We start from the raw sequence: 21,609 nt of genomic DNA, 5'->3' as shown, positions 1-21,609 counted from the left end.
AATATATCTTATAACACACTTCTTAACTCCTTTCTACTTAGTTTGAAGACATGCTCTTAGATATTGCGCTGAATAGTGAAAACAAAAAAGCTATTGAAGTATTAAGATCATATGGAGCAGATATCAAGAATAAGGTAGATGGTAGTACTCAAAAAATTACTACAGAAAAACCAAGTAGTACCCTAGATGGAGCAGAAAGTGCAGAGGTGACACCTCCGATCAAGCAAAAAGCATAAGGTTTTTTATCAATAGCCGGCTTAATGATTTTAACTTGATTTGCTTGGTCATTAAAAGCCGGGAGTGTTTGTAAAAGACAAGATTTGATCTGACAGACAAGAATTAACTGACAGAAGAATTAAAACTAATATCAGGCTGTTGTTTAATGCTACTAACATTCTTCTGAAAAGCAATATGTTTACTATCCAAAAAATTTGTATAGGATAGCAGTATTTGCCTCATTGTAAGAACGCAACCAATGATCAACATCGATCTGTCAAAGAATAGTAGATTTTCTTTCTAAAGATAATATTGATCTCCTTTCTTTTATTATTTTATAACTTACTTATTTTAAGTGTCAGATCAAGTCCTATTTAATACACTTTCTGGCACATCTGTAGTTAATATTAACTACCAATATCGTATCTGAAGAACCCCCCTGGCCATTCTAAAAAATTTAATGCTGAGTACACTTTACTTTTGGCTTCCTCTATAGTGCTCCCTTCTGCTACTATATTTAGCACTCTTCCGCCATCTGAAACCCAATTACCACTCTCATCTAATTTAGTACCAGCATGAAACACCAATGCACCAGGAATGCTTTCAATTTTATCCAATCCCTTAATTACTTCTCCCTTTTGATAATCACCAGGATAGCCTTTACTTGCAACAACCACACAAATTGTAGATTTGTTATTAAGCTCAACCACTTTGGCACTTAATTTTCCTTCCGCAACTGACAACATCAATTTTAACAAATCGCAATTTGAATCAAATCTAGGTAATATCGATTGTGTCTCTGGATCACCGAATCTAACGTTATACTCGAGAAGTTTTGGGCCATCTCTGCAAATCATTAAACCAGCAAAGAGTACTCCCTTATAAGGCGTACCCATGTTAACCAATGCTTGAGCTGTAGGGTATATTATTTTTTGGATGATTTTTTGCTCCAGGTCCTTACTTATAATTGAAGGTGATGAGTACGATCCCATACCACCAGTATTTTGGCCTTCATTATTTTCATTCACTCTCTTATAATCTTTTGCGCACCCAAGAGTTACTACTTTCAACCCATCAACAAGAGCAAAAAAGCTTACTTCTTCTCCAATTAAAAATTCTTCTATGATTATTTCTTCACCTGATTCACCAAATTCTTTCTCCACTAGCATTGAATCTATTGCTGAAAAAGCTTCGTTTTCTGCGCAACATATCATCACGCCTTTCCCTGCCGCAATTCCATTTGCTTTCACTACAAGTGGAAACTTTATTTTATTGCTACGTACAAAATCTTTAGCTAATCCTTCATCAACAAAACACTCGTACTTGGCAGTTGGTATGCCATATCGCTTGCATAGTCCTTTGGTGAAAGACTTTGATCCCTCAAGTTTTGCAGTTGCTTGACTCGGAGCAAAAACATTTATTCCCTCTGCAACTAAATCATCAGCAAGCCCATCAATTATTGGTTGTTCTGGACCAATAACAACCAACTCTATATTTTCTCTCTTGCAAAATTGTGTAACATCCACTGAATTTTGAATATTTACATCCACAAGAATTCCCAAATTTTCCATGGCCGGGCGACCAGGAGTGACATATAACTCAGTCAAGATAGGAGATTTTTTTAGAGCCCAAAGTAGAGCGTGCTCACGCCCACCAGAACCTATAACCAGAACCTTCATCTTTGTTTCCTCGCTTTTCTATATGTCAAAATTATTGTTTGTTTATAACAGTATCATTACTCATATATTTTTGCAACACGTTTGGTATTGTAACTGATCCATCAGAATTTTGATAATTCTCCATTATGGCAACAATTGTTCTTCCTATGGCTAAAGCTGAGCCGTTTAAAGTGTGAACGTATTTTTTTGTTTTTCTGTCAGTTTCTAAGAAGTATTTAGTGTTCATTCTTCTTGCCTGGAACGTACCGCAATTTGAGCAGCTTGATATTTCTCTGTATTTATTTTGCTCAGGTAACCATACCTCTATGTCATAAGTCTTTTGTGCAGCAAAGCCCATATCGCCACTGCACAGCAGCATTACTCTATACGGTAATTCTAGTTTTTTTAATATCTCTTCAACAACACTCGTCATGCGCTCAAGTTCATCATTTGATTGGTCTTCAGTTGTAATACTCACCAACTCCACTTTACCAAATTGGTGCTGCCTTATCATGCCTCTCGTGTCTCGTCCTGCGCTGCCTGCTTCTTTACGAAAACACTCTGAATACGCAGTAAAGCGAATAGATAGTTCTTTTTCCTCTACTATTTTATCAGCAACCAAATTTGTTAAAAACACTTCACTTGTGGGAATCAACCTCAATTCGTCGGTAGTTAAATACGAATCATCAGAAAATTTCGGTAGCTGACCAACGTTATACATAGCTTCGTTTTTCACCAAAGCCGGGTGATACACCTCAGTATAGCCAAATTCATTAACATGCATTTCAAGCATAAAATTTATTAGCGCTCGTCCAAGCTTAGCTAACTGTCCTTTTAATATCGCAAATCTTGATCCGGAAATTCTCGCCGCTTGTTCGAAGTCCATTAAACCTAACTTTTCTCCGAGTTCATAATGAGATTTTGCTGTAAAATCAAATTGCCTTTTTTCTCCATATTTTTTCACTTCTAAATTAGAGTTCTCATCTGCGCCTATTGGCACATCTTGCGCAGAAATATTCGGCAAGTTAGATAAAACATTCACTGACTTATCCTTTTCTGCTTGTTCTTTTAAGCTGATTGCCTCTATCTCATTTGTGATGTTTTTTGACAATTCTATTTGCTCTTCACAAGGGCTCTTGCTCATTTTAAGCTTCTTTATTTCCTCTGTGATTTCATTGCGCTGCCTATTTAAATCCTGTAGTTTAGTGGTCAGTGATCTTTTCTCGTGATCAATTTCTAATATCTCTTTTGCAGTAAACTCTCTTATCCCCCTGCTTCTCATTGCCTTTTCAAATCCTTCAGGGTTTTTGCGTATATATTCTATATCGTGCATATATTGTGCTATTACTAACATTGTTACTGTACTCCAAAAGCTCTTAATATTCAATATTTTCTCATACTACTAAACTTATTATGGTTGATTTTTTTGTTAGAATTTGTTAAAACTAATTAACTTAGCGTTCATAAGATATAGTATGTTGGGCATCACAGAAAAATATAATCAATTTAAAAAGAGCACTTACTTTGCTGGTGGGAAATTTGTTATCAGCGCTACTTGTGTATGCCTAGCAGCCACATTCGCTGCTGGCTGTTTAGGGGCGGTAATAGGATCCCCTCTATTGACCTTTCCACTTGCTATGCTCATCTCTAACCCCGTAGTTTGGGTTTTAATGGGAATAATTCTTACAGTAGCATACAAAATGGTTGTTGAACCTTTATTTTACTTAGCGAAGAACTATATTAATGGAAAAGGAACTTCAAAAGGGGAAAAGAGTGAAGAAAAATCTCCTGAGCAAGAACAACCTGAAGAAAATCAAGAAAGGCCAAAAACTCCGGATAGGGATAGTGGTGTTGTACTAGATGACACAGAAAGCCCAAAGAATAGAAGTCGTAGAAATTCTGATGCTTCTTTGGATAGTGGTTTGGATATGAATTCAAAAATTGTTACATATGATACTGCAGGGGACGGTAACTGCTTTTTCCATGCGGTATTTGGTGATAATAGCTCTGGTCCATATAAGGCTGAAAAAGCACAAGATATGAGATTAGATTGGCACAGATTTTTAAGTCAATTTACATTTTTGGATGATCCGAGCATGCCAGCTCCTCTAAGAGGGCATCTAGAAACGCTTTTTAATATGTTTTTAAATAAGCCAGAAGATCTAACTGGGAGATCAAACGAAATAAAGAAGCTGGTTGAACAGACAAATGAAAAGACTAGAAGTGCTAAAGATAAGGTTGGGAAGCTAGTAGGTAGAATTATTAGAAATTTTAATGTATCGCATGATAAGGCTATCAGCGATCTAAGAGAATATGCAGAAGCTCTTGATCCAGATAATTTTGATGAAGAGATTTACAAAATAAAATATAATAGTGATGTTATTACAAATTCATTTCTTAATAACCCTGAACTTTACAAAGCTTATTTAGAAGCAATAAATAATCCGTGCTATTATATTTTTATCGAAGAAATTCCTATTTTGGCTTCTTTAGCCAATATTGAGATTACAGTTCATCATCAAAATAATGGTAATAATGTGCATACAGTATTTGAACCAAATCCAGAAATAATAGAAGTGTCTAATTTAAATACAAGCAGTGTAGAAGTTTATCAAAGAAATAGTGAATTATGGGGTGATAAAAGACAAGAAACAATATACTTAAAACCTGGTCATTACGAGAGAGCTAAGGTAGTAGAGGCAGAGCCTTCTCTTATGGAAAAAGCAAATTCGGCTCTACAAGGTGCTGCAGCAGCATGTGTGAATGCACTCGGTTTTAATAATCCGTAAATTCTATGCCCCTTCAAATAGGAAGTCTAACGATTGATTCTCCAGTAATCTTGGCGCCAATGTCTGGAGTGACTGATTATCCGTTTAGAAGTATTGTGAAGAAACTTGGTGCAAGTTTGTTAGTCTCAGAAATGATTGCAAGCAGAGCTATGATTATGCAAACTCGCCAGAGTCTACAAAAAGCAAAAGTTGATGAGCTAACTGCTGTTCAGCTTGCTGGATGCGAACCGAATGTTATGGCAGAAGCTGCAAAATTGAATGAGGATATGGGAGCTAAAATCATAGATATAAATTTTGGTTGCCCTGTTAAGAAAGTTGTAAACGGTTATGCAGGATCAGCGCTAATGCGTGATGAAAAAAAGGCTGCTGAAATAATTGAAGCTGTAGTCAAGGCAGTGAATGTGCCAGTTACAGTAAAAATGCGCACCGGATGGAACGATGAAAATCGCAATGCTCCACGTTTAGCAAAAATTGCAGAGGATCTTGGAGCAAAAATGATTACTGTACATGGAAGAACAAGGGCACAGCTTTATAACGGTCAAGCAGATTGGAAATTCGTTAGAAATGTTAAAGAGCAAGTAAAAATTCCAGTTATAGTAAATGGCGATATTAAGAATTTAAATGATATTCAGAATGCTCTCAAAGAATCCGGAACAGACGGAGTGATGATAGGTCGTGGTGCCTACGGTAAACCTTGGCTGATTAGTCAAGCAATAAATTTTCTAAATGGAAGTAAAACTTCTGAACCGACAGCTTCAGAGAGGTTAAACATCATACTTGAGCATTACGACAGTATTCTTGAGTACTATGGAAATGATACAGGAATAAAGATGGCCCGCAAACACATAGGTTGGTACAGTAGCGGACTTCAAGGCTCATCCGAATTTCGCGTGAGAGTAAATAACATGACAGATAGCACGGAAGTGAAAGAAAATATCATTGGCTTTTTTGGTCACGAGACACACTAGCTGTACTCAATTCGACTGATCATATGCCACCACGCTCTCTTCCTCACCAGAGTGTAAATGACAACTATTATCCATCAACCATTTCTCGTCATAAGTTTCAATATCAAAATATTTTTCATATTTATCTACATTATCACAAAGTGAAAGCGCTTTGATCTTATTCATAATCAAACCTGTACCAGCAGGAATTAATCTTCCTACTATAACGTTTTCTTTTAATCCACTTAAAGGATCACTCTTCCCGCAGAATGCTGCTTCTGTAAGTACTTTTGTTGTCTCTTGGAAAGAGGCAGCAGAAATAAAGGAGCTAGTTTCAAGACTTGCCCTAGTAATCCCCTGCAGAATAGGAAGATAATGAGTAGGCCGTTTGCCAGAGTTACTCATAGCATCATTTTCCCTATCAACTTCCAGCTTGTCAATGCTTTCGCCAACCAAGTACATAGTATCACCAGGATCAGTAATTTCCACTTTTTGTAGCATTTGTTTTAAGATCACCTCTAAATGCTTGTTGTCTATACGAACACCCTGCAATCTATAAACTTGCTGTATTTCAGAAATCATATAGTGTGCTAAAGCTTCTAACCCAAGCACACGTAAAATATCATGGAGATCAGGGTCACCATCCATCAATAGATCACCTTTACGTACAAAATCACCTTCATTGACTATTACATGCTTACTTCTTGATACCAAATATTCAACTGGAGAAATTTGTTCATCTACAGGTTTAATTAATATACTGCGTTTTCCTCTACGGTCTTTTTCAGAAAACGCTACATAGCCATCTATCTCACTAACAATAGCATGCTCTTTAGGACGACGTGCTTCAAATAACTCTATAACCCTCGGTAAACCACCAGTAATATCACGAGTTTTAACTGACTCTCTTGGTGTTCTTGTAATAACATCACCTGCATGAACCTTCTGGCCATCTTGTACATTGAGCACTGCCCCGATTGGTATAAAATAACATGCTTCAACGCCACTTGCGAGTGTCATTACTTTACCATTATCGTCAAGCAGCACAATACGAGGACGTAAATTAGCTCCACCAGAATGCAATTTCCAATCTTTTACTACTTTGCTTGATATTCCTGTAGATTCATCCATCACTTCAGTGATCGAAACTCCATCTTTTAAGTCCTGATAAGATACTGTACCAGTCTTTTCCGTGATAATAGGCAATGTATAAGGATCCCATTCCGCAACTTTATCGCCAATTTTTACTGACCCACTCTCATCTACATAAAGTTTAGCACCGTAAGGTACACTGTGCTTCAACTTCTCACTACCAAGGCTATCAATCAATACGACTTCACAGGAACGGCTTATCACAATTTTATTTCCGTTTCTATCTATAATTATATTACTATTGTTTAACTTTATTTTAGCATTAATAGAAGCTATAATATTCGAGGATTCAACGCCTCTAGTCATTACTCCACCTATATGGAAAGTACGCATCGTTAACTGAGTACCCGGTTCTCCAACGGATTGAGCAGCTATAACACCAACTGCTTCACCTATTGAAACAATTTTACCAGTTGCAAGATCTCTTCCATAACATAAAGAACACACACCAGGACTTATTTCACAAGTTAAAGGCGATCTAATTTTTACAGCATCAAGACCTGCAATGCTGATTTGCTTTACTTTATCCTCATCAATTAATTCCCCTGCTTTTACTAATAATTCTTTTGTCACTGGGTTATATATATCATTTGCAGCTGTTCTACCCAGCACAACACTCTCTAGAGATGCAACTATAGTACTTCCTTCAACTGTAGCTCTCACAACAAGACCATTTTTTGTTCTACAGTCATGCTTTGTAACTATGCAATTTTGAGACACATCAACTAAACGACGAGTTAAGTATCCAGAGTTTGCAGTTTTAAGCGCAGTGTCAGCTAAACCTTTACGCGCACCGTGAGTAGAATTAAAGTACTCAAATACGTTCAATCCTTCACGGAAATTAGAAATTATAGGTGTTTCTATAATCTCACCAGAAGGTTTGGTCATGAGCCCTCGCATTCCTGCTAGCTGTTTCATCTGTGAAGTAGAGCCCCTTGCACCAGAGTTAACCATCATATACACTGAGTTGTACTTACTATTTTCATCATATATAGATATTGCTTTTAACATATCATTAGCTATCATATCCGTACACTTAGACCATTCATCTATAACCTTGTTATACCTCTCACTTCTAGTTATTAGCCCATCTTGATATTGCATAGAGAATTTCTTAATTTCACCCCTCGCGTGATCAACATGTGTAGCTTTAGTTTCAGGTATAACCATATCACAGCGACCAAAAGAAACACCAGAAAATGTGGCATACTCAAAGCCAAGTACCATTAATTTATCAGAAAATACCACTGTAGCACTTTGACCACAGTTACGATATACTAAATCAACTATACCAGTTATTTCCTTGACTGTTAATATCTGATTTATTAGATCGAAACTTAGATTCTCATGCTTAGGAAAAATCTGCCATAATATTAACCGTCCAGGAGTTGTACAAACAGTTTTATAGTGAATTTCACCACTACTATCAATATACTCCATCCTATACCTTATACTAGAATGAATATGTAAAGTACCATCACTCAAGGAATGCTCAACTTCACAAAAAGCACCAAAAGATGGTAAATTATCTTCCTTAGGTTCTTGTAAAGTCAGATAATATATACCAAGTACTATATCTTTACTAGGAACTATAATCGGTCTGCCATTAGAAGGACTTAAAACGTTATTAGTGGACATCATCAACACCCTAGCTTCAAGCTGAGCTTCCAATGAAATTGGCACATGCACTGCCATTTGATCACCATCAAAATCAGCATTAAACGCTGTGCAGACAAGCGGATGAAGCTGTATTGCTTTGCCTTCAATAAGGATTGGCTCAAAAGCCTGAATACCAAGTCTATGTAGCGTAGGCGCTCTATTCAACAAAACAGGATGCTCTTTTATTACCTCTTCAAGCATATCCCAAACTTCTGGTTTTTCTGCTCTTATCAACTTACTAGCAAACTTAATAGTTGGAGCCATACCATACATCTTAAGCTTTGAGTAAACAAAAGGTTTGAATAGTTCAAGAGCCATTCTTTTTGGTAATCCACACTGATTTAGTTTCAAAGTTGGACCAACAACTATTACAGAACGTCCAGAGTAGTCTACCCTTTTTCCTAAGAGGTTCTGGCGAAAACGACCCTGTTTTCCTTTTAACATATCACTAATGGACTTTTTATATCCAACAGCACCAGCTTTATTTACCAGAGTATTACGACGGCTATTATCAAAAAGAGAATCAACTGCTTCTTGTAACATCCTTTTTTCATTACGAATCATAATCTCAGGAGGATTTAAGCTCAACAATTTCCTCAACCTGTTATTTCTATTAATAATAGTCCTATAATGATGATTCAGATCAGAAACTGCAGGACGACCACTTTCAAGCGATACCAAAGGACGCAAATCAGGTGGTAAAATAGGTATAGTTGTAAGTATCATCCACTCAGGTCTATTTCCAGACTTAATGAAGTTTTCAATAATACGTAATCTCTTTATAATTTTCTTTCTTTTTATCTCAGAAGCAACAGACTCTAACTCTAGTCTTAAATTCTTTCTAATTTCATGTAAATCAAGGCGCGTTAGCAACTCTCTTATAGCTTCAACACCTTGCATAGCTATAAAATTATCGATCCCATAGCTATCTTTAGCTTCATTATAAGCTTTTTCACTAATAATCTCACCTTTTTCAAAAGGCGAAACAAGAGGATCTATCACGATATAATTATCGCTATATAAAATATTCTCAATATCTCTGAGAGACATATCCAATAATGCTCCAATTCTTGAAGGAAGCGATTTCAAAAACCATATATGAGCAACAGGAGATGCAAGCTCTATATGACCCATCCTTTCTCTTCTTACTTTAGAAGATGTAACTTCTACTCCGCATTTTTCACATATGCGACCTCTGTGTCTTCTTTTTTTGTATTTTCCACATAAACATTCATCGTCATTGACAGGACCAAAAACCTTAGGGCAAAATAATCCACCTTTCTCAACTTTGAACGTACGATAATTTGCAGTTGAAACATCTTCTATCTCACCACAAGATATACGCTTAATACTTTCAGGGCTAGCAATCGATATGCTAACCTCATTAAAAGGTTGTGCAATGTTAGTGTGAGATATATCTTCAATCACTACATCATTTTGCTTTAAATCTACATTTAAACATAAAGAACGTAGTTCTTTTATCATCACATTAAAGGATTCAGGAATTCCACATTCAAAATTACTGTCACCTTTTATTATCGACTCGTAAATCTTAACTCTACCATTAATATCATCAGACTTCACAGTTAACATTTCCTGCAAAGTATAAGCAGCACCATAGGCTTGTAATGCCCAACATTCCATTTCACCAAAACGCTGACCACCAAAATGAGATTTTCCTCCTAGAGGTTGTTGAGTAACCAAACTATAAGGCCCTACTGAACGCGCATGAATTTTACCATCAACCAAGTGGTGCAACTTAAGCATGTACATGTAACCAACTGTAACCTTGCGGTCGAATTTTTCACCAGTGCAACCGTCATACAATACAGCTTGTCCAGAGTTATCTAAACCAGCAAGTTCAAATAATTTTGCTATTTGTTCATCTTTTGGACCCTCAAATACAGGTGCAGCAACAGGAACGCCATCACGTAATTTGCGTGCAAACTCAATGAGATTATTATCACTAATATTACGAATATCATTACAGATAGATACGTTACTGCCATAGCTATAAACCTCAATCAGGAAGTTACGTAAATTGCTGTATGAACTTTTACAAGAGCTCAAATAGTTCTCTACTAACGCATTCAACTCGTCATTTAGTGCATTCTTATTAGGTGTATTTAAAACAGAAGCCGTTATTTCATCATCATCAATATTTTCAATTTTTTTATTGTCAAGGTATGCTACTGCAAATTGTGTAAAATTATCATCGTTAAGGGACCTAATTTCCTTGCAAAAAGCACTTTTGATTTTATTGATCTCATCGAGAAGATTACTTACCTTTTCCCCTAATTTTCTACAAGCCCAACCTACATGCGTTTCCAGTATTTGCCCTACATTCATTCGTGAAGGAACACCAAGAGGGTTAAGAATAATATCAACAGGAGTACCATCTTCCAAATAAGGCATATCTTCCACTGGCACAACTCGAGAAATCACACCTTTATTTCCATGTCTACCAGCCATTTTATCCCCTGGTTGCAGACTATGTTTCACAGCAATGAAAACTTTTACTGACATCGACACACCTTGAGGCAGGTCATAACCTTCATGTAATTTTTCTACTTTTCGCTTAAACTGTGCTATTGCATGTGATACTTTTTCATCGAAACCTTTTTTTAAGCTCTTAACTTGCTCAGAAATGGATTGGTTTTTTAACCCTATACCCCACCATTGCTCACGTTCAATAGAGTCAAATTTTTCTCGATCTTGAGAACCAGAATTAATAAGAAGTTTCTTCAGTTCATCATAGAAATATTCACTAGTAACATTGATTATATAATCTCGCTCTCCCTCAAAGTCATTTACCTCTTTTTGTTTGATAAGTAATGCCCTTTCATTTTCTTCAACCCCCCTGCGTGTAAAGACTTGTACATCAATTACTGTCCCTTCAACATCTGGAGATGTATATAAAGAGGAATCCGCACAATCGAATGACTTTTCACCAAAAATTGTCATTAATAACTTCGTTTCAGGAGGCAATGAAAGAGAAGGTTTAGGTGTAACTTTACCTACCAGAATATAGCCTGGACCAACTCTTGTACCGATTTTCACTATACCACTATCATCCAAGTGATATAGATTCTCTTCATTAACACCAGGTATAGCACGAGTTATTTTTTCTGATCCTAAAGGGGTATCATGCACAACACAGTCAAATTCTTCTATATGAATAGAAGTAAAGAGATCTTTTTTAACAACTTCACTAGAAATAATAATAGAGTCTTCAAAGTTATAACCTTGCCAAGACATAAAAGCGACTAGCAAATTTTTACCAAGTGCTAACTCACCACTGTTAATTGCAGGACCATCAGCTATTACATCACCCTTTTTAACATAATCACCTACGCACACTAGCGGCCTTTGATTAATACAAGTATTATGATTAGAACGCTGAAATTTCCTTAGATGATAAATATCTACGTCCAAGTAATTAACTCTTTCTTTATCAAAAGCACGTATAACTATAGAGTTACTATCAGAACTATCAACTATGCCATCGCGTTTTGCTAAAACTACAGCACCAGAGCCAGAAGCTACAAAAGACTCCATACCAGTAGCAACCAGAGGAGCGGTAGGCTTCAATAAAGGTACGGCCTGACGTTGCATATTTGAGCCCATTAATGCTCTATTAGCATCATCATTTTCTAAAAATGGAATCAAGGAAGCTGCAACTGATATTACCTGCTTAGGAGATACGTCAATGTAACTTACCTGATCACTACTTACCATAACGAAACTACCAGCATACCTACAGTATAGCATGTCATCAACAAAGCAATTATTTTCATCGAGCTTTACGCTAGTATCAGCTATGTAATATAAACCTTCATCTATGGCAGACAGGTACTCAATTTGATCAGTAACAACCCTATTAACTACTTTTCTATAAGGACTTTCAATAAAACCATATTTACTAATACGCGCGTATATAGCTAAGCTGTTGATTAACCCTATATTTTGCCCTTCAGGAGTCTCAATAGGACAAATTCTTCCATAATGAGTTGGATGAACATCACGCACTTCGAATCCTGCTCGTTCTCTTGTTAAACCGCCAGGACCTAACGCGGACAACCTTCTTTTATGCGTTATTTCAGATAACGGATTAGTCTGATCCATAAATTGAGATAATTGAGAAGAATTGAAGAAATCTCTTAAAACATTAGTTAACACTTTTGGATTAATAAAATCAGATGGAGAAACTTTATCTAAACTAGAAGTGGACATAGAATCAACTATTGCACGTTCCAATTTCAACAATCCAGTTCTAAATTGATTTTCTATAAACTCTCCAACTGATCTCACTCTTCTATTTCCTAAATGATCAATATCATCTACAGATCCTTGACCGTCACGTAACAATACTATTTTTCTCACAATTTCAATAATATCTTCATATGTTAAAACAGTTAAATCCTCATCATAATTTAATCCAAGGTAAGAGTTAAGCTTTAACCTACCAATATTAGACAAATCATAATATTCCGGACTGAAGAAAAGATTACGAAAAAACTCCTCTACTATCTCTAAAACAGGAACTTCACCAGGACGCAAAATTCTATATATTTCATATAGCGCGTCCTGATAAGACATGTTTTCGTCTAAGAAAAGCGTATTTAATATATAAGGTCCAACAAACAAATTATCTATATTCAACACTGATATTTCATCTACAGATAATAACTCAAGCTTCTTTACATCTTCCAGCTTTATAGGTTCACCAGCAGATAAAATTTTCGTAGAGCTAGCACTATCCATTAAATCTTCTGCGAGGAATAAACCACATATGGAATTAAAAGGAACCAGATACTCTTTCAACTCATTATCATATAGCTTTTTAGCTAGCCTTGAGGTAATACGAACATTAGCTTTAAGCAGCACATTACCTTCAATATCCATTAAGTCGAAAGGCAGCCTCACCCCTTTAAATTTATCAGGCACAAAAGGCACTTTCCAACCATCTTTATGTTTTACATACTTTATTTTCTCATAAAATCTATCGAGTATATCATTATTTGATAGACCCAACGCCTTTAATAAAACTGAGATTGGCAATTTTCTTTTTCTATCAACACGAAAATACAAATGGTCTTTAACATCAAATTCAATATCAAGCCAAGAACCCCTATAAGGAATAATTCTAGCAGAATAGATCAATTTACCAGAATTGTAAGTTTTTCCCTTATCGCTATCAAAAAATACACCAGGAGACCTATGCATTTGTGAGACGATAACTTTTTCCACACCATTAATGATGAAAGTGCCCTTATCAGTCATCATAGGCAGCCCACAAAAGTGGACTTTCTGCTCTTCTATAGATTTTACAACGGTTGCAAGTTTAGAATGATCTCCACTCTCTTTAATCGATTTATATTCATCAAGAGAAATACCATCCTGCATAACAACAAGACGTATAGAAGCAATAACCTGAGCAGAAAAAGTTACACCACGCTTTATACACTCAGATTCATCATACTTAGGATCATCTACCCTACAACTTATAAACTCAATAGTAGCCCTACGCAAAGGATCATTTATTGGAAAGATTGTATGAAAGATAACTTCAAGTCTTTCATTACCCTTATTCTGAGGAGTAAATGAATCATACGATTCCTTTTGAACCTTAACTAAATCCAATAAAGAATCTTTTAAATCAATCGACCTAGAATAAGAAACTCTAGGAACAAAAGCACCAGAAGCGTACATATAAGAAGAATCAACCATTAAAATACCCCAAATTAATTAAAAGAGCTATATCAATATAAAATTAATACATTAAATATTATTCAAGCTCCACTTTAGTTGCTCCTGCTTCAATAAGTTTTTGCTTGATTTTTTCTGCTTCGTCTTTAGGAACATTAGCAGTCAAATCTTTAGGTAAAGATTCAACCAACTCTTTTGCTTCTTTTAAACCCAATGTAGAATTAACCTCTCTCACAGCTTTAATAACTCCTATTTTTTTACTCGCATCAATTTCTTTAATCACAACTTTATATTCAACTTTCTCTTGAGCAGCAGGAGCAGCAGCATTATCGCCAACAGGCGCCCCAGCACCAACAGCTCCACCAAGAAAAGAACCAGCAGGCAACCCTATTTTCTCTTCTAGAACTTTTACAAGTTCAGAAGCCTCTAATAGATTTAAAGATAATATTTTATCAACCAAATCACTTGTTACATTACTCATAATTACCACCTTACTTAACAATAAATTTATTTTTTAGAACTATAATAATCCAAAACTCTCATAAGCCTCATAGAAGATGAATTAATAGACAACGCCAATCGAGCAGGAATATCATAAGATATTAAACGCATAATTTTAATACGCAATTCATCCAGAGAAGGCAACTTAGCCAGTTTATTAACATCTTCCATTGTTAACAATTCATTTAAATGAGCCGCGCAAATCACAGACATTTTTTCTTTGTTAGCATTAGCAAAATCAACTATTAACTTTGCAGCTTCTACTATGCCACTAGAGTATATAATAGCAACAGGACCAGAAAATTTGCCTGATAAATAAGAAAATTTGCCAGTCCTTTCCAAAGCCAAGCGAGCCAGAGTATTTTTAACTACTAATACCCCACCTGTTATAGACTTCAGGTTATTCCTCAGGATTAATGAATCATTAGCATTTATAGATTTAAAATTTACTAATATTAAGAAATCATTATTTACAAACACGTTTATTGTGTTCTGTATAAATTCATCCTTATTTTTACGCTTCACGGTATCTCTCCCTTAAATTATATCTTCCACTTTGCTTATCTTATAAGCTTTACCCATAGTTGAATTTAAAAAAACACCCTTAAAGTAAACTCCTTTCACAGAAATAGGTTTATTATCTTTAATTACTTTAAGAAAGGCTTTTAAATTTTCTAGCAAGTCATCAATATCAAATTTAATATTTCCTAATTTACCATGAATAACACCATTTTTATCTGTTCTAAATTTTATCTGACCAGACTTAATGGTTTTAATAGCTTCTGCAATGTTAGAAGTTACAGTACCAAATTTAGGGTTAGGCATCAGCCCTTTAGCACCCAATACTTTTGCAATAGGAGTGATTTTTGCCATAAAATCAGGAGTAGTAATGCACCAATCAACATCCAACTTTCTACCTTTTTTTATTTCTTCAACTAAATCCTCTCCTCCTGCAATATCAGCACCAGCTTTTTCAGCTTCTAATAAATGTTTATCTTGAGTGAAAACAGCTACTTTAATATTCTTCCCGATACCCTTAGGCAAAACTACTGTACCACGCATCTGCTCTTCAGATTTACGTGAATCTACGCCTAAATTGACCGCAATATCAACTGATTCATTAAATTTTGCTGAAGCAGACTCAACAACCTTCTTCAAACACTGCTTAGGATTATCATTATATGTATTCATTTACCTAACCTTCCACAACTTCTATACCCATAGATTTTGCAGTGCCTACAACCATTTTCACTGCTGAATCTTCATTATCCACTTTCATATCTACCATCTTGCACTTTGCCACTTTAATTATAGCAGACATAGGTAATTTAGCCACTAATTCTTTACCAGGATTACCAGAACTTTTACTTAATTTAGCCTCCTGCTTAAGTAAATAAGCCACAGGCGGACCGCTGACAGTAAAATCATGAGAGCGATCATCCTTTATGGAAATTCGCACTGTTACTAAATCGCCTACTTTATAATTAGCGTTAGCAGCGCTAGTAACTTTATTAAAAGCTTCACAAAACTTAGGAACAGGTATACCGCGCGGACCAAGTACTGAAGCAATTTTTGGTCCTGGAATTGCTTTTCCAGCTTCCATAAGTAAGTTAATCTTAGCAACTACAACACTCATAATTAATCCTCTATTTTCTCTACTTGAGCCAGATCAAGCTCTATTATTGTCGGCTTACCTAAAATCGATACTTCCACATTAATAATTTTTTTCTCATCGTTTACCATATTTACCTTACCAGTAAAATTTTGAAAAAGACCATCATTAATTTTCACTTTTTCACCTTTTTCATAACCATAACCTAACTTCTTTGTCTCTTGAGCATTATAAAGTGCATTACACATTGAGTGAATCTCATCATCCAAAATTACCTTTGGAATATTACCATTTTTCAAAAATCCATAAACCTTAAGAGATTTTGGTATATTATTGATAAAATTCAATACTTCATCGCATAAATTCACGTATAAAAAGACATAACCAGGAAAGCATTTCCTTCGTGTAGCAATTTTCTTAGATTTCAACTCTATTTCACTTAGTTCTTCATATGGAATAAAAACTTCCTTAAAGTAATTATTAACACCCAATCTCATAGAATTTTCCAATATATGTTGACGCACTTTCTCTTCACAATTGGAAGCAACTCTCAAGATATACCATTTATATCTATTAAATTCTTTACACTTTAAACTTATCTCATCATCTGAAATCATCTCAAAATCACCAGATTCGCCACTACAGAATCCAGGCGTTTGATTCAAAATATTTTTGCTTTCATCACACAGATGCATATATACATACACTTCACATAACTCTTTTATATCAGACTTTGAATTACATACCGTTTGATAAGGAATAAACACTTCCTTAAAATAAACAGCATTACTTACCAATTCGCGTATGTTTTGCTCATATCCATAATCAACTTTAATGATATACCATTTATATTCACATTCCATAAATAATTCCAAATAAAGCCTTAATTACGTAAAGAGACATAAAATCCACAAAACAGAAGAAAATCGAAAAGCATAATATAACAATCATTACAACAAATAGAGATGACAATACCCCCTGTTTCTTTACCCAAGCAATTCTTCGTATTTCTTGCTTTATATCACAGAAAAAACCACACAAACTTTTTAACATTTCCACCACAACATTAATGCAGGAGCGATAGGAATTGAACCTACAACCTCTGGTTTTGGAGACCAGCGCTCTACCAATTGAGCTACACTCCTATAACTTAAACTCTCACTCCAAAATTTCAGAAACAACACCAGAACCAACAGTTCTACCGCCTTCTCTTATCGCAAAACGCAATCCCTTATCCATTGCTATCGGTACTTGCAATTCTACTTCTACACTCACATTATCCCCTGGCATTACCATCTCCTTCCCATCTAGCAATTTTATGCTCCCAGTTACATCCGTTGTCCTTAAATAAAACTGTGGCTGGTAATTCGCAAAAAATGGTGTATGCCTTCCTCCTTCCTCTTTCTTTAATATATAAACCTCCGCCTTAAACTTTCTATGCGGCGTTATCGTCCCCGGTTTTGCTAATACTTGTCCTCTCTCCACTTCTTCTCTTTTTGTTCCTCTTAACAATATTCCTACATTGAGTCCTGCACTTCCCTTATCCAGCAACTTCTTAAACATTTCTACACCTGTGCATATCGTCTTTTGCGTCGCTTTCAGGCCTATTATCTCTATCTCTTCTCCCGTCTTTATTTCTCCTTTCTCTATTCTTCCTGTTACCACCGTTCCTCGCCCCGATATCGAAAATACATCTTCGATTGGCAATAAAAATGGTAAATCCACAGGCCTTGGTGGAACCGCTACATATTCATCTAACTTTTCCATCAATTTATCTATTGATTTCTTTCCATATTCGCTGCTGTCATCCTCCAGCGCCTTGAGTGCTGAACCAACCACAACAGGCACTTCATCCCCTGGAAATCCGTATTTATTCAGCAATTCCCTCACTTCCATTTCGACTAAATCCATCATCTCAGCATCAGCAACATCAGCTTTATTTATATACACCACGATATATCCAACACCTACCTGCTTCGCCAGCAATATATGCTCTCTTGTTTGTGGCATTGGCCCATCAACCCCTGACACTACCAATATCGCTGCATCCATCTGTGCTGCACCTACTATCATGTTCTTTACATAATCAGCGTGTCCAGGACAATCAACATGTGCATAATGCCTTTTTTCCGTCTGATACTCAACATGCGCTGTTGCTATTGTTATCCCCCTCTTCCTTTCTTCTGGCGCCTTATCTATCTGATCGTACGCTACAAAATTTCCATAATGCTTTGTTATCGCCGCTGTTAATGTTGTCTTCCCATGATCCACATGTCCTATTGTTCCCACATTTACATGTGGCTTTCCAAATGCTTCCACTACTGCTGTCATAATTATTACCCTTAATTATACTTTAACTTTAATTCATCAACCACATATTGTGGTACTTGTTCATAATAAGAAAAATGCATACTATACTGAGCTCTTCCCTGCGATATAGAACGCAAAACATTTATATAACCAAACATATTCGCAAGAGGTACGAAAGCAAGAATTATAGTGCTACTATTATGTGTTTCCATACTTGAAACTTGCCCCCTTCTGCTATTTACATCGCCCATGATATCACCCATATACTCTTCAGGCGTAATGATTTCAACTTTCATCACAGGTTCTAACATTTTTGGACCAGCTTTATTTGCCATCTCTTTAAAAGCACCTTTAGCAGCAAGCTCAAAAGCTAAAGGACTTGAGTCAACTTCATGAAAAGCACCATCAATAAGAGTAGCTTTAAAGTCAATAACTGGAAACCCAGAAATTATACCACCTTCTTTGATCAACTCTAATCCATTCTCCACACCAGGAATATATTCTTTTGGAATAGCACCACCTACAATTTTGCTCTCAAACTGAAACCCAGATCCAGGCTCAAGAGGCTCAAATTTTATTTTAACCTTAGCAAATTGACCAGCACCACCGGACTGTTTTTTATGAGTATAATCAATTTCAACAGATTTAGTGATAGTTTCACGATATGCAACTTGAGGCGCACCGACGTTAGCTTCAACATTAAACTCGCGCTTCATTCTATCAACAATAATCTCAAGATGCAGCTCACCCATGCCTTTCAATATAGTCTGTCCACTCTCCGCATTTACTGACATTCTTAAAGAAGGATCTTCTGCAACCAATCTATTTAAAGCAACACCTAATTTTTCCTGATCTGAAGTAGTTTTAGGTTCCACAGCAATTTCAATAACAGGCTCAGGAAATTCCATACGCTCTAATAATATAGGAAAATCAGGTGAACATAAAGTGTCACCAGTAATTGTTCTCTTTAATCCAACTAAAGCAACTATATCGCCAACTTTAGCTTCGTTTATATCTTCTCTGTTATTTGCATGCATAAGCAGCATCCTGCCAATTCCTTCAGTCTCATTTTTTCCCGCATTTAACACAGCAGATTTAGATTTTAACTTACCGGAATAAACACGAATAAACGTCAAGCTACCTACAAACTTATCCGTCATCACTTTAAATGCAAGAGCAACGAATTTCTCTTTTTCTGAAGGTTTGACCTCAATTTTCTTTTCTGAATCTTTAGGGTCAGTTCCAACAATTACATCAACATCAATAGGAGAAGGTAAAAAGTCAACCACACCATCTAAAAGTGGTTGTACGCCTTTATTTTTGAAAGCTGATCCACATAATACAGGGACAAATTTTCCTTTAATGGTCCCATTTCTCACACATTTTTTCAGTAAATCCACTGGCAGATCATTAGACTCAAAGTAAGTATTCATCGCTTCATCATCCATCTCAGCTGCAGCATCTAATAAAAGATTTCGATATTCTTGAGCCTTATCAAGCAAATCGGAAGGAATATCTTCATAAGAAAATTTAGCGCCCAACGTTTCTTCTTGCCATATAATGGCTTTCATAGAAATAAGGTCAATTATACCTTTGAAATCTTTCTCACTTCCTATTGGCAACTGAATGACTAAAGGTGCTGCACCAAGCTTCGTCTTTATCATATCGACACATCGATAAAAATTTGCCCCTATTCTATCCATCTTATTAACAAAGCAGATACGAGGAACACTATATTTATCAGCTTGACGCCAAACTGTCTCAGATTGAGGCTCAACTCCAGCAACTCCATCAAATACAGCAACTGCACCATCCAAAACCCTTAAAGATCTCTCAACTTCAATAGTGAAATCAACGTGACCAGGAGTGTCTATTATATTAACCCTATGATCATTCCAAAAACATGTTGTTGCAGCAGATGTAATTGTAATACCACGCTCTTTTTCCTGCTCCATCCAATCCATAGAAGCTGCACCATCATGCACTTCACCAATTCTATTTTGTTTACCAGTATAAAATAAAATACGCTCTGTTGTGGTAGTCTTACCAGCATCTATGTGAGCCATTATCCCTATATTTCTGTATTTAGATATTCCAACTTCCATATCACAATTAATTAGCTAACATTAAAAACGAAGATGAGAAAATGCCTTATTAGCCTCAGCCATTTTATATTTTTCTTCGCACATCTTAAACGCACCACCGCGTTTATTATAAGCATCCAGTATTTCAGATTGCAAACAATCAACAGTGGTTTTTCCACTCTTTTTTCGAGCAGCAGAAGTTGCTTTAGCAATCCACCTTAACGCTAAAGAAACCGCTCTATCTTGTCGAACTTCAACAGGCACTTGATAAGTTGCACCACCAACGCGTCGAGAACGCACTTCTATAGAAGGAGTAACATTTCCTACCGCTGTTTCAAAAATTGATAACCCACCTTCACCTATTTTCTTTTCAGCTAAAGACAAAGCGTCATAGATAATCCTTTCTGCAGTAGATTTTTTACCACATTTCATGATTGTATTAATGAAACGCATCAGCAAAACACTGCCGTAACGCGAATCAGGACTTATTTCTCTTTTTTTTGCTTTATTCCGACGAGCCATAAACTTTAACCAGATTTCTTTACACCATATTTTGAACGAGCCTTCTTCCGATTTTGCACACCACGCAGATCAAGGGCACCTCTTATTATGTGATAACGCACACCTGGCAAATCTTTAACCCGCCCACCACGCATCAAAACAACAGAGTGCTCTTGTAAATTATGACCTTCACCAGGTATATAAGCTATCACTTCACCATATCCACTAATTTTTACTCTGGCTACCTTACGGAGTGCTGAGTTAGGTTTCCTAGGAGTTGTAGTATACACTTTAGTGCAAACACCTCTCCTTTGAGGGTTACTTTCTCCCAAAGCTGGTGCCTTTTTCTTATGGGTTAATCCTAATCTACCCTTACGTATTAATTGATTTATCGTAGGCATATGTTATAAACTCAAGCTCATTAAAATAACTAAGTTTTTAGTTATAAAATAATAAACCTCAATAGTCAAT

The 21,609-nt window shown here is 36.0% G+C and carries 16 protein-coding genes, 1 tRNA gene and 1 pseudogene; 3 read left to right on the top strand and 15 right to left on the bottom strand.

All coding sequences use genetic code 11. The features are described from left to right. Positions 1–50 precede the first annotated feature (50 nt). The gene (locus NOX90_RS06200) at positions 51–236 is read left to right on the top strand and encodes a hypothetical protein (protein ID WP_375603937.1); all 186 of its coding nucleotides are present in this window, start codon (positions 51–53) and stop codon (positions 234–236) included. A gap of 103 nt (positions 237–339) precedes the next feature. On the opposite strand, the pseudogene NOX90_RS06195 reads toward NOX90_RS06200, so the two are convergent. The 3 genes and pseudogenes from NOX90_RS06195 to serS form a co-directional block, all read right to left on the bottom strand. Further along, positions 340–530 (bottom strand): annotated as a pseudogene (locus tag NOX90_RS06195) (IS481 family transposase); the annotation flags it as partial. Positions 531–623: 93 nt separating this feature from the next. After that, the gene (gene purD / locus NOX90_RS06190) at positions 624–1,895 is read right to left on the bottom strand and encodes a phosphoribosylamine--glycine ligase (RefSeq protein WP_375603936.1); all 1,272 of its coding nucleotides are present in this window, start codon (positions 1,893–1,895) and stop codon (positions 624–626) included. 31 nt (positions 1,896–1,926) lie between these two features. Further along, positions 1,927–3,207, bottom strand: coding sequence for a serine--tRNA ligase (gene serS / locus NOX90_RS06185; RefSeq protein ID WP_375604622.1), 1,281 nt, complete (start codon positions 3,205–3,207; stop codon positions 1,927–1,929). 142 nt (positions 3,208–3,349) lie between these two features. On the opposite strand from serS, the gene NOX90_RS06180 reads away from it, so the two are divergent. Both NOX90_RS06180 and dusB read left to right on the top strand, forming a co-directional pair. Further along, positions 3,350–4,663: a hypothetical protein gene (locus NOX90_RS06180; protein ID WP_375603935.1), complete on the top strand. Its 1,314-nt coding sequence runs from the start codon at positions 3,350–3,352 to the stop codon at positions 4,661–4,663. Between the two features lie 5 nt (positions 4,664–4,668). After that, a complete protein-coding gene (gene dusB / locus NOX90_RS06175) occupies positions 4,669–5,631 on the top strand; it encodes a tRNA dihydrouridine synthase DusB (RefSeq protein WP_375603934.1) in 963 nt (320 codons plus the stop codon). A 6-nt stretch (positions 5,632–5,637) separates the two neighbouring features. Here the strand turns inward: dusB and NOX90_RS06170 are convergent, their stop codons facing one another. The 12 genes from NOX90_RS06170 to rpsL all read right to left on the bottom strand — a co-directional run bounded on the left by NOX90_RS06170 (position 5,638) and on the right by rpsL (position 21,539). Further along, complete coding sequence (locus NOX90_RS06170) at positions 5,638–14,151, bottom strand: DNA-directed RNA polymerase subunit beta/beta' (protein WP_375603933.1); 8,514 nt, start codon at positions 14,149–14,151, stop codon at positions 5,638–5,640. Between the two features lie 58 nt (positions 14,152–14,209). Continuing rightward, positions 14,210–14,611 carry a 50S ribosomal protein L7/L12 gene (gene rplL, locus NOX90_RS06165; RefSeq protein ID WP_015588768.1) on the bottom strand — a complete coding sequence of 134 codons (402 nt, stop codon included), beginning with the start codon at positions 14,609–14,611 and terminating at the stop codon, positions 14,210–14,212. A gap of 26 nt (positions 14,612–14,637) precedes the next feature. Further along, positions 14,638–15,156, bottom strand: a complete 519-nt coding sequence (rplJ, locus tag NOX90_RS06160) for a 50S ribosomal protein L10 (RefSeq protein WP_375603932.1) — start codon at positions 15,154–15,156, stop codon at positions 14,638–14,640. A gap of 12 nt (positions 15,157–15,168) precedes the next feature. Beyond that, positions 15,169–15,822, bottom strand: a complete 654-nt coding sequence (gene rplA, locus NOX90_RS06155; RefSeq protein ID WP_375603931.1) for a 50S ribosomal protein L1 — start codon at positions 15,820–15,822, stop codon at positions 15,169–15,171. Positions 15,823–15,826: 4 nt separating this feature from the next. Beyond that, positions 15,827–16,267: a 50S ribosomal protein L11 gene (locus tag NOX90_RS06150; RefSeq protein WP_375603930.1), complete on the bottom strand. Its 441-nt coding sequence runs from the start codon at positions 16,265–16,267 to the stop codon at positions 15,827–15,829. Between the two features lie 2 nt (positions 16,268–16,269). Then, positions 16,270–17,106 carry a transcription termination/antitermination protein NusG gene (gene nusG, locus NOX90_RS06145; protein WP_375603929.1) on the bottom strand — a complete coding sequence of 279 codons (837 nt, stop codon included), beginning with the start codon at positions 17,104–17,106 and terminating at the stop codon, positions 16,270–16,272. Continuing rightward, entirely contained in the window at positions 17,096–17,296 is a 201-nt protein-coding gene (gene secE / locus NOX90_RS06140; RefSeq protein ID WP_375603928.1) for a preprotein translocase subunit SecE, read from the bottom strand. The genes nusG and secE overlap by 11 nt, the downstream gene beginning before the upstream one ends. 19 nt (positions 17,297–17,315) lie before the next feature. After that, positions 17,316–17,388: transfer RNA gene (locus tag NOX90_RS06135), tRNA-Trp, on the bottom strand. Between the two features lie 13 nt (positions 17,389–17,401). Beyond that, entirely contained in the window at positions 17,402–18,574 is a 1,173-nt protein-coding gene (tuf, locus tag NOX90_RS06130) for an elongation factor Tu (RefSeq protein ID WP_250296088.1), read from the bottom strand. 11 nt (positions 18,575–18,585) lie between these two features. After that, complete coding sequence (gene fusA / locus NOX90_RS06125; RefSeq protein WP_375603927.1) at positions 18,586–20,658, bottom strand: elongation factor G; 2,073 nt, start codon at positions 20,656–20,658, stop codon at positions 18,586–18,588. A 21-nt stretch (positions 20,659–20,679) separates the two neighbouring features. After that, a complete protein-coding gene (rpsG, locus tag NOX90_RS06120; RefSeq protein WP_375603926.1) occupies positions 20,680–21,159 on the bottom strand; it encodes a 30S ribosomal protein S7 in 480 nt (159 codons plus the stop codon). A gap of 5 nt (positions 21,160–21,164) precedes the next feature. Further along, on the bottom strand, positions 21,165–21,539 hold the full coding sequence (gene rpsL, locus NOX90_RS06115) for a 30S ribosomal protein S12 (protein ID WP_375603925.1): 375 nt from the start codon (positions 21,537–21,539) through the stop codon (positions 21,165–21,167). Positions 21,540–21,609 lie beyond the last annotated feature (70 nt).

It is taken from the genome of Wolbachia endosymbiont of Anurida maritima, from assembly GCF_042182995.1.
Taxonomy (GTDB): Bacteria; Pseudomonadota; Alphaproteobacteria; order Rickettsiales; family Anaplasmataceae; genus Wolbachia.
This window is presented reverse-complemented; position numbering and strand designations above follow the sequence as displayed.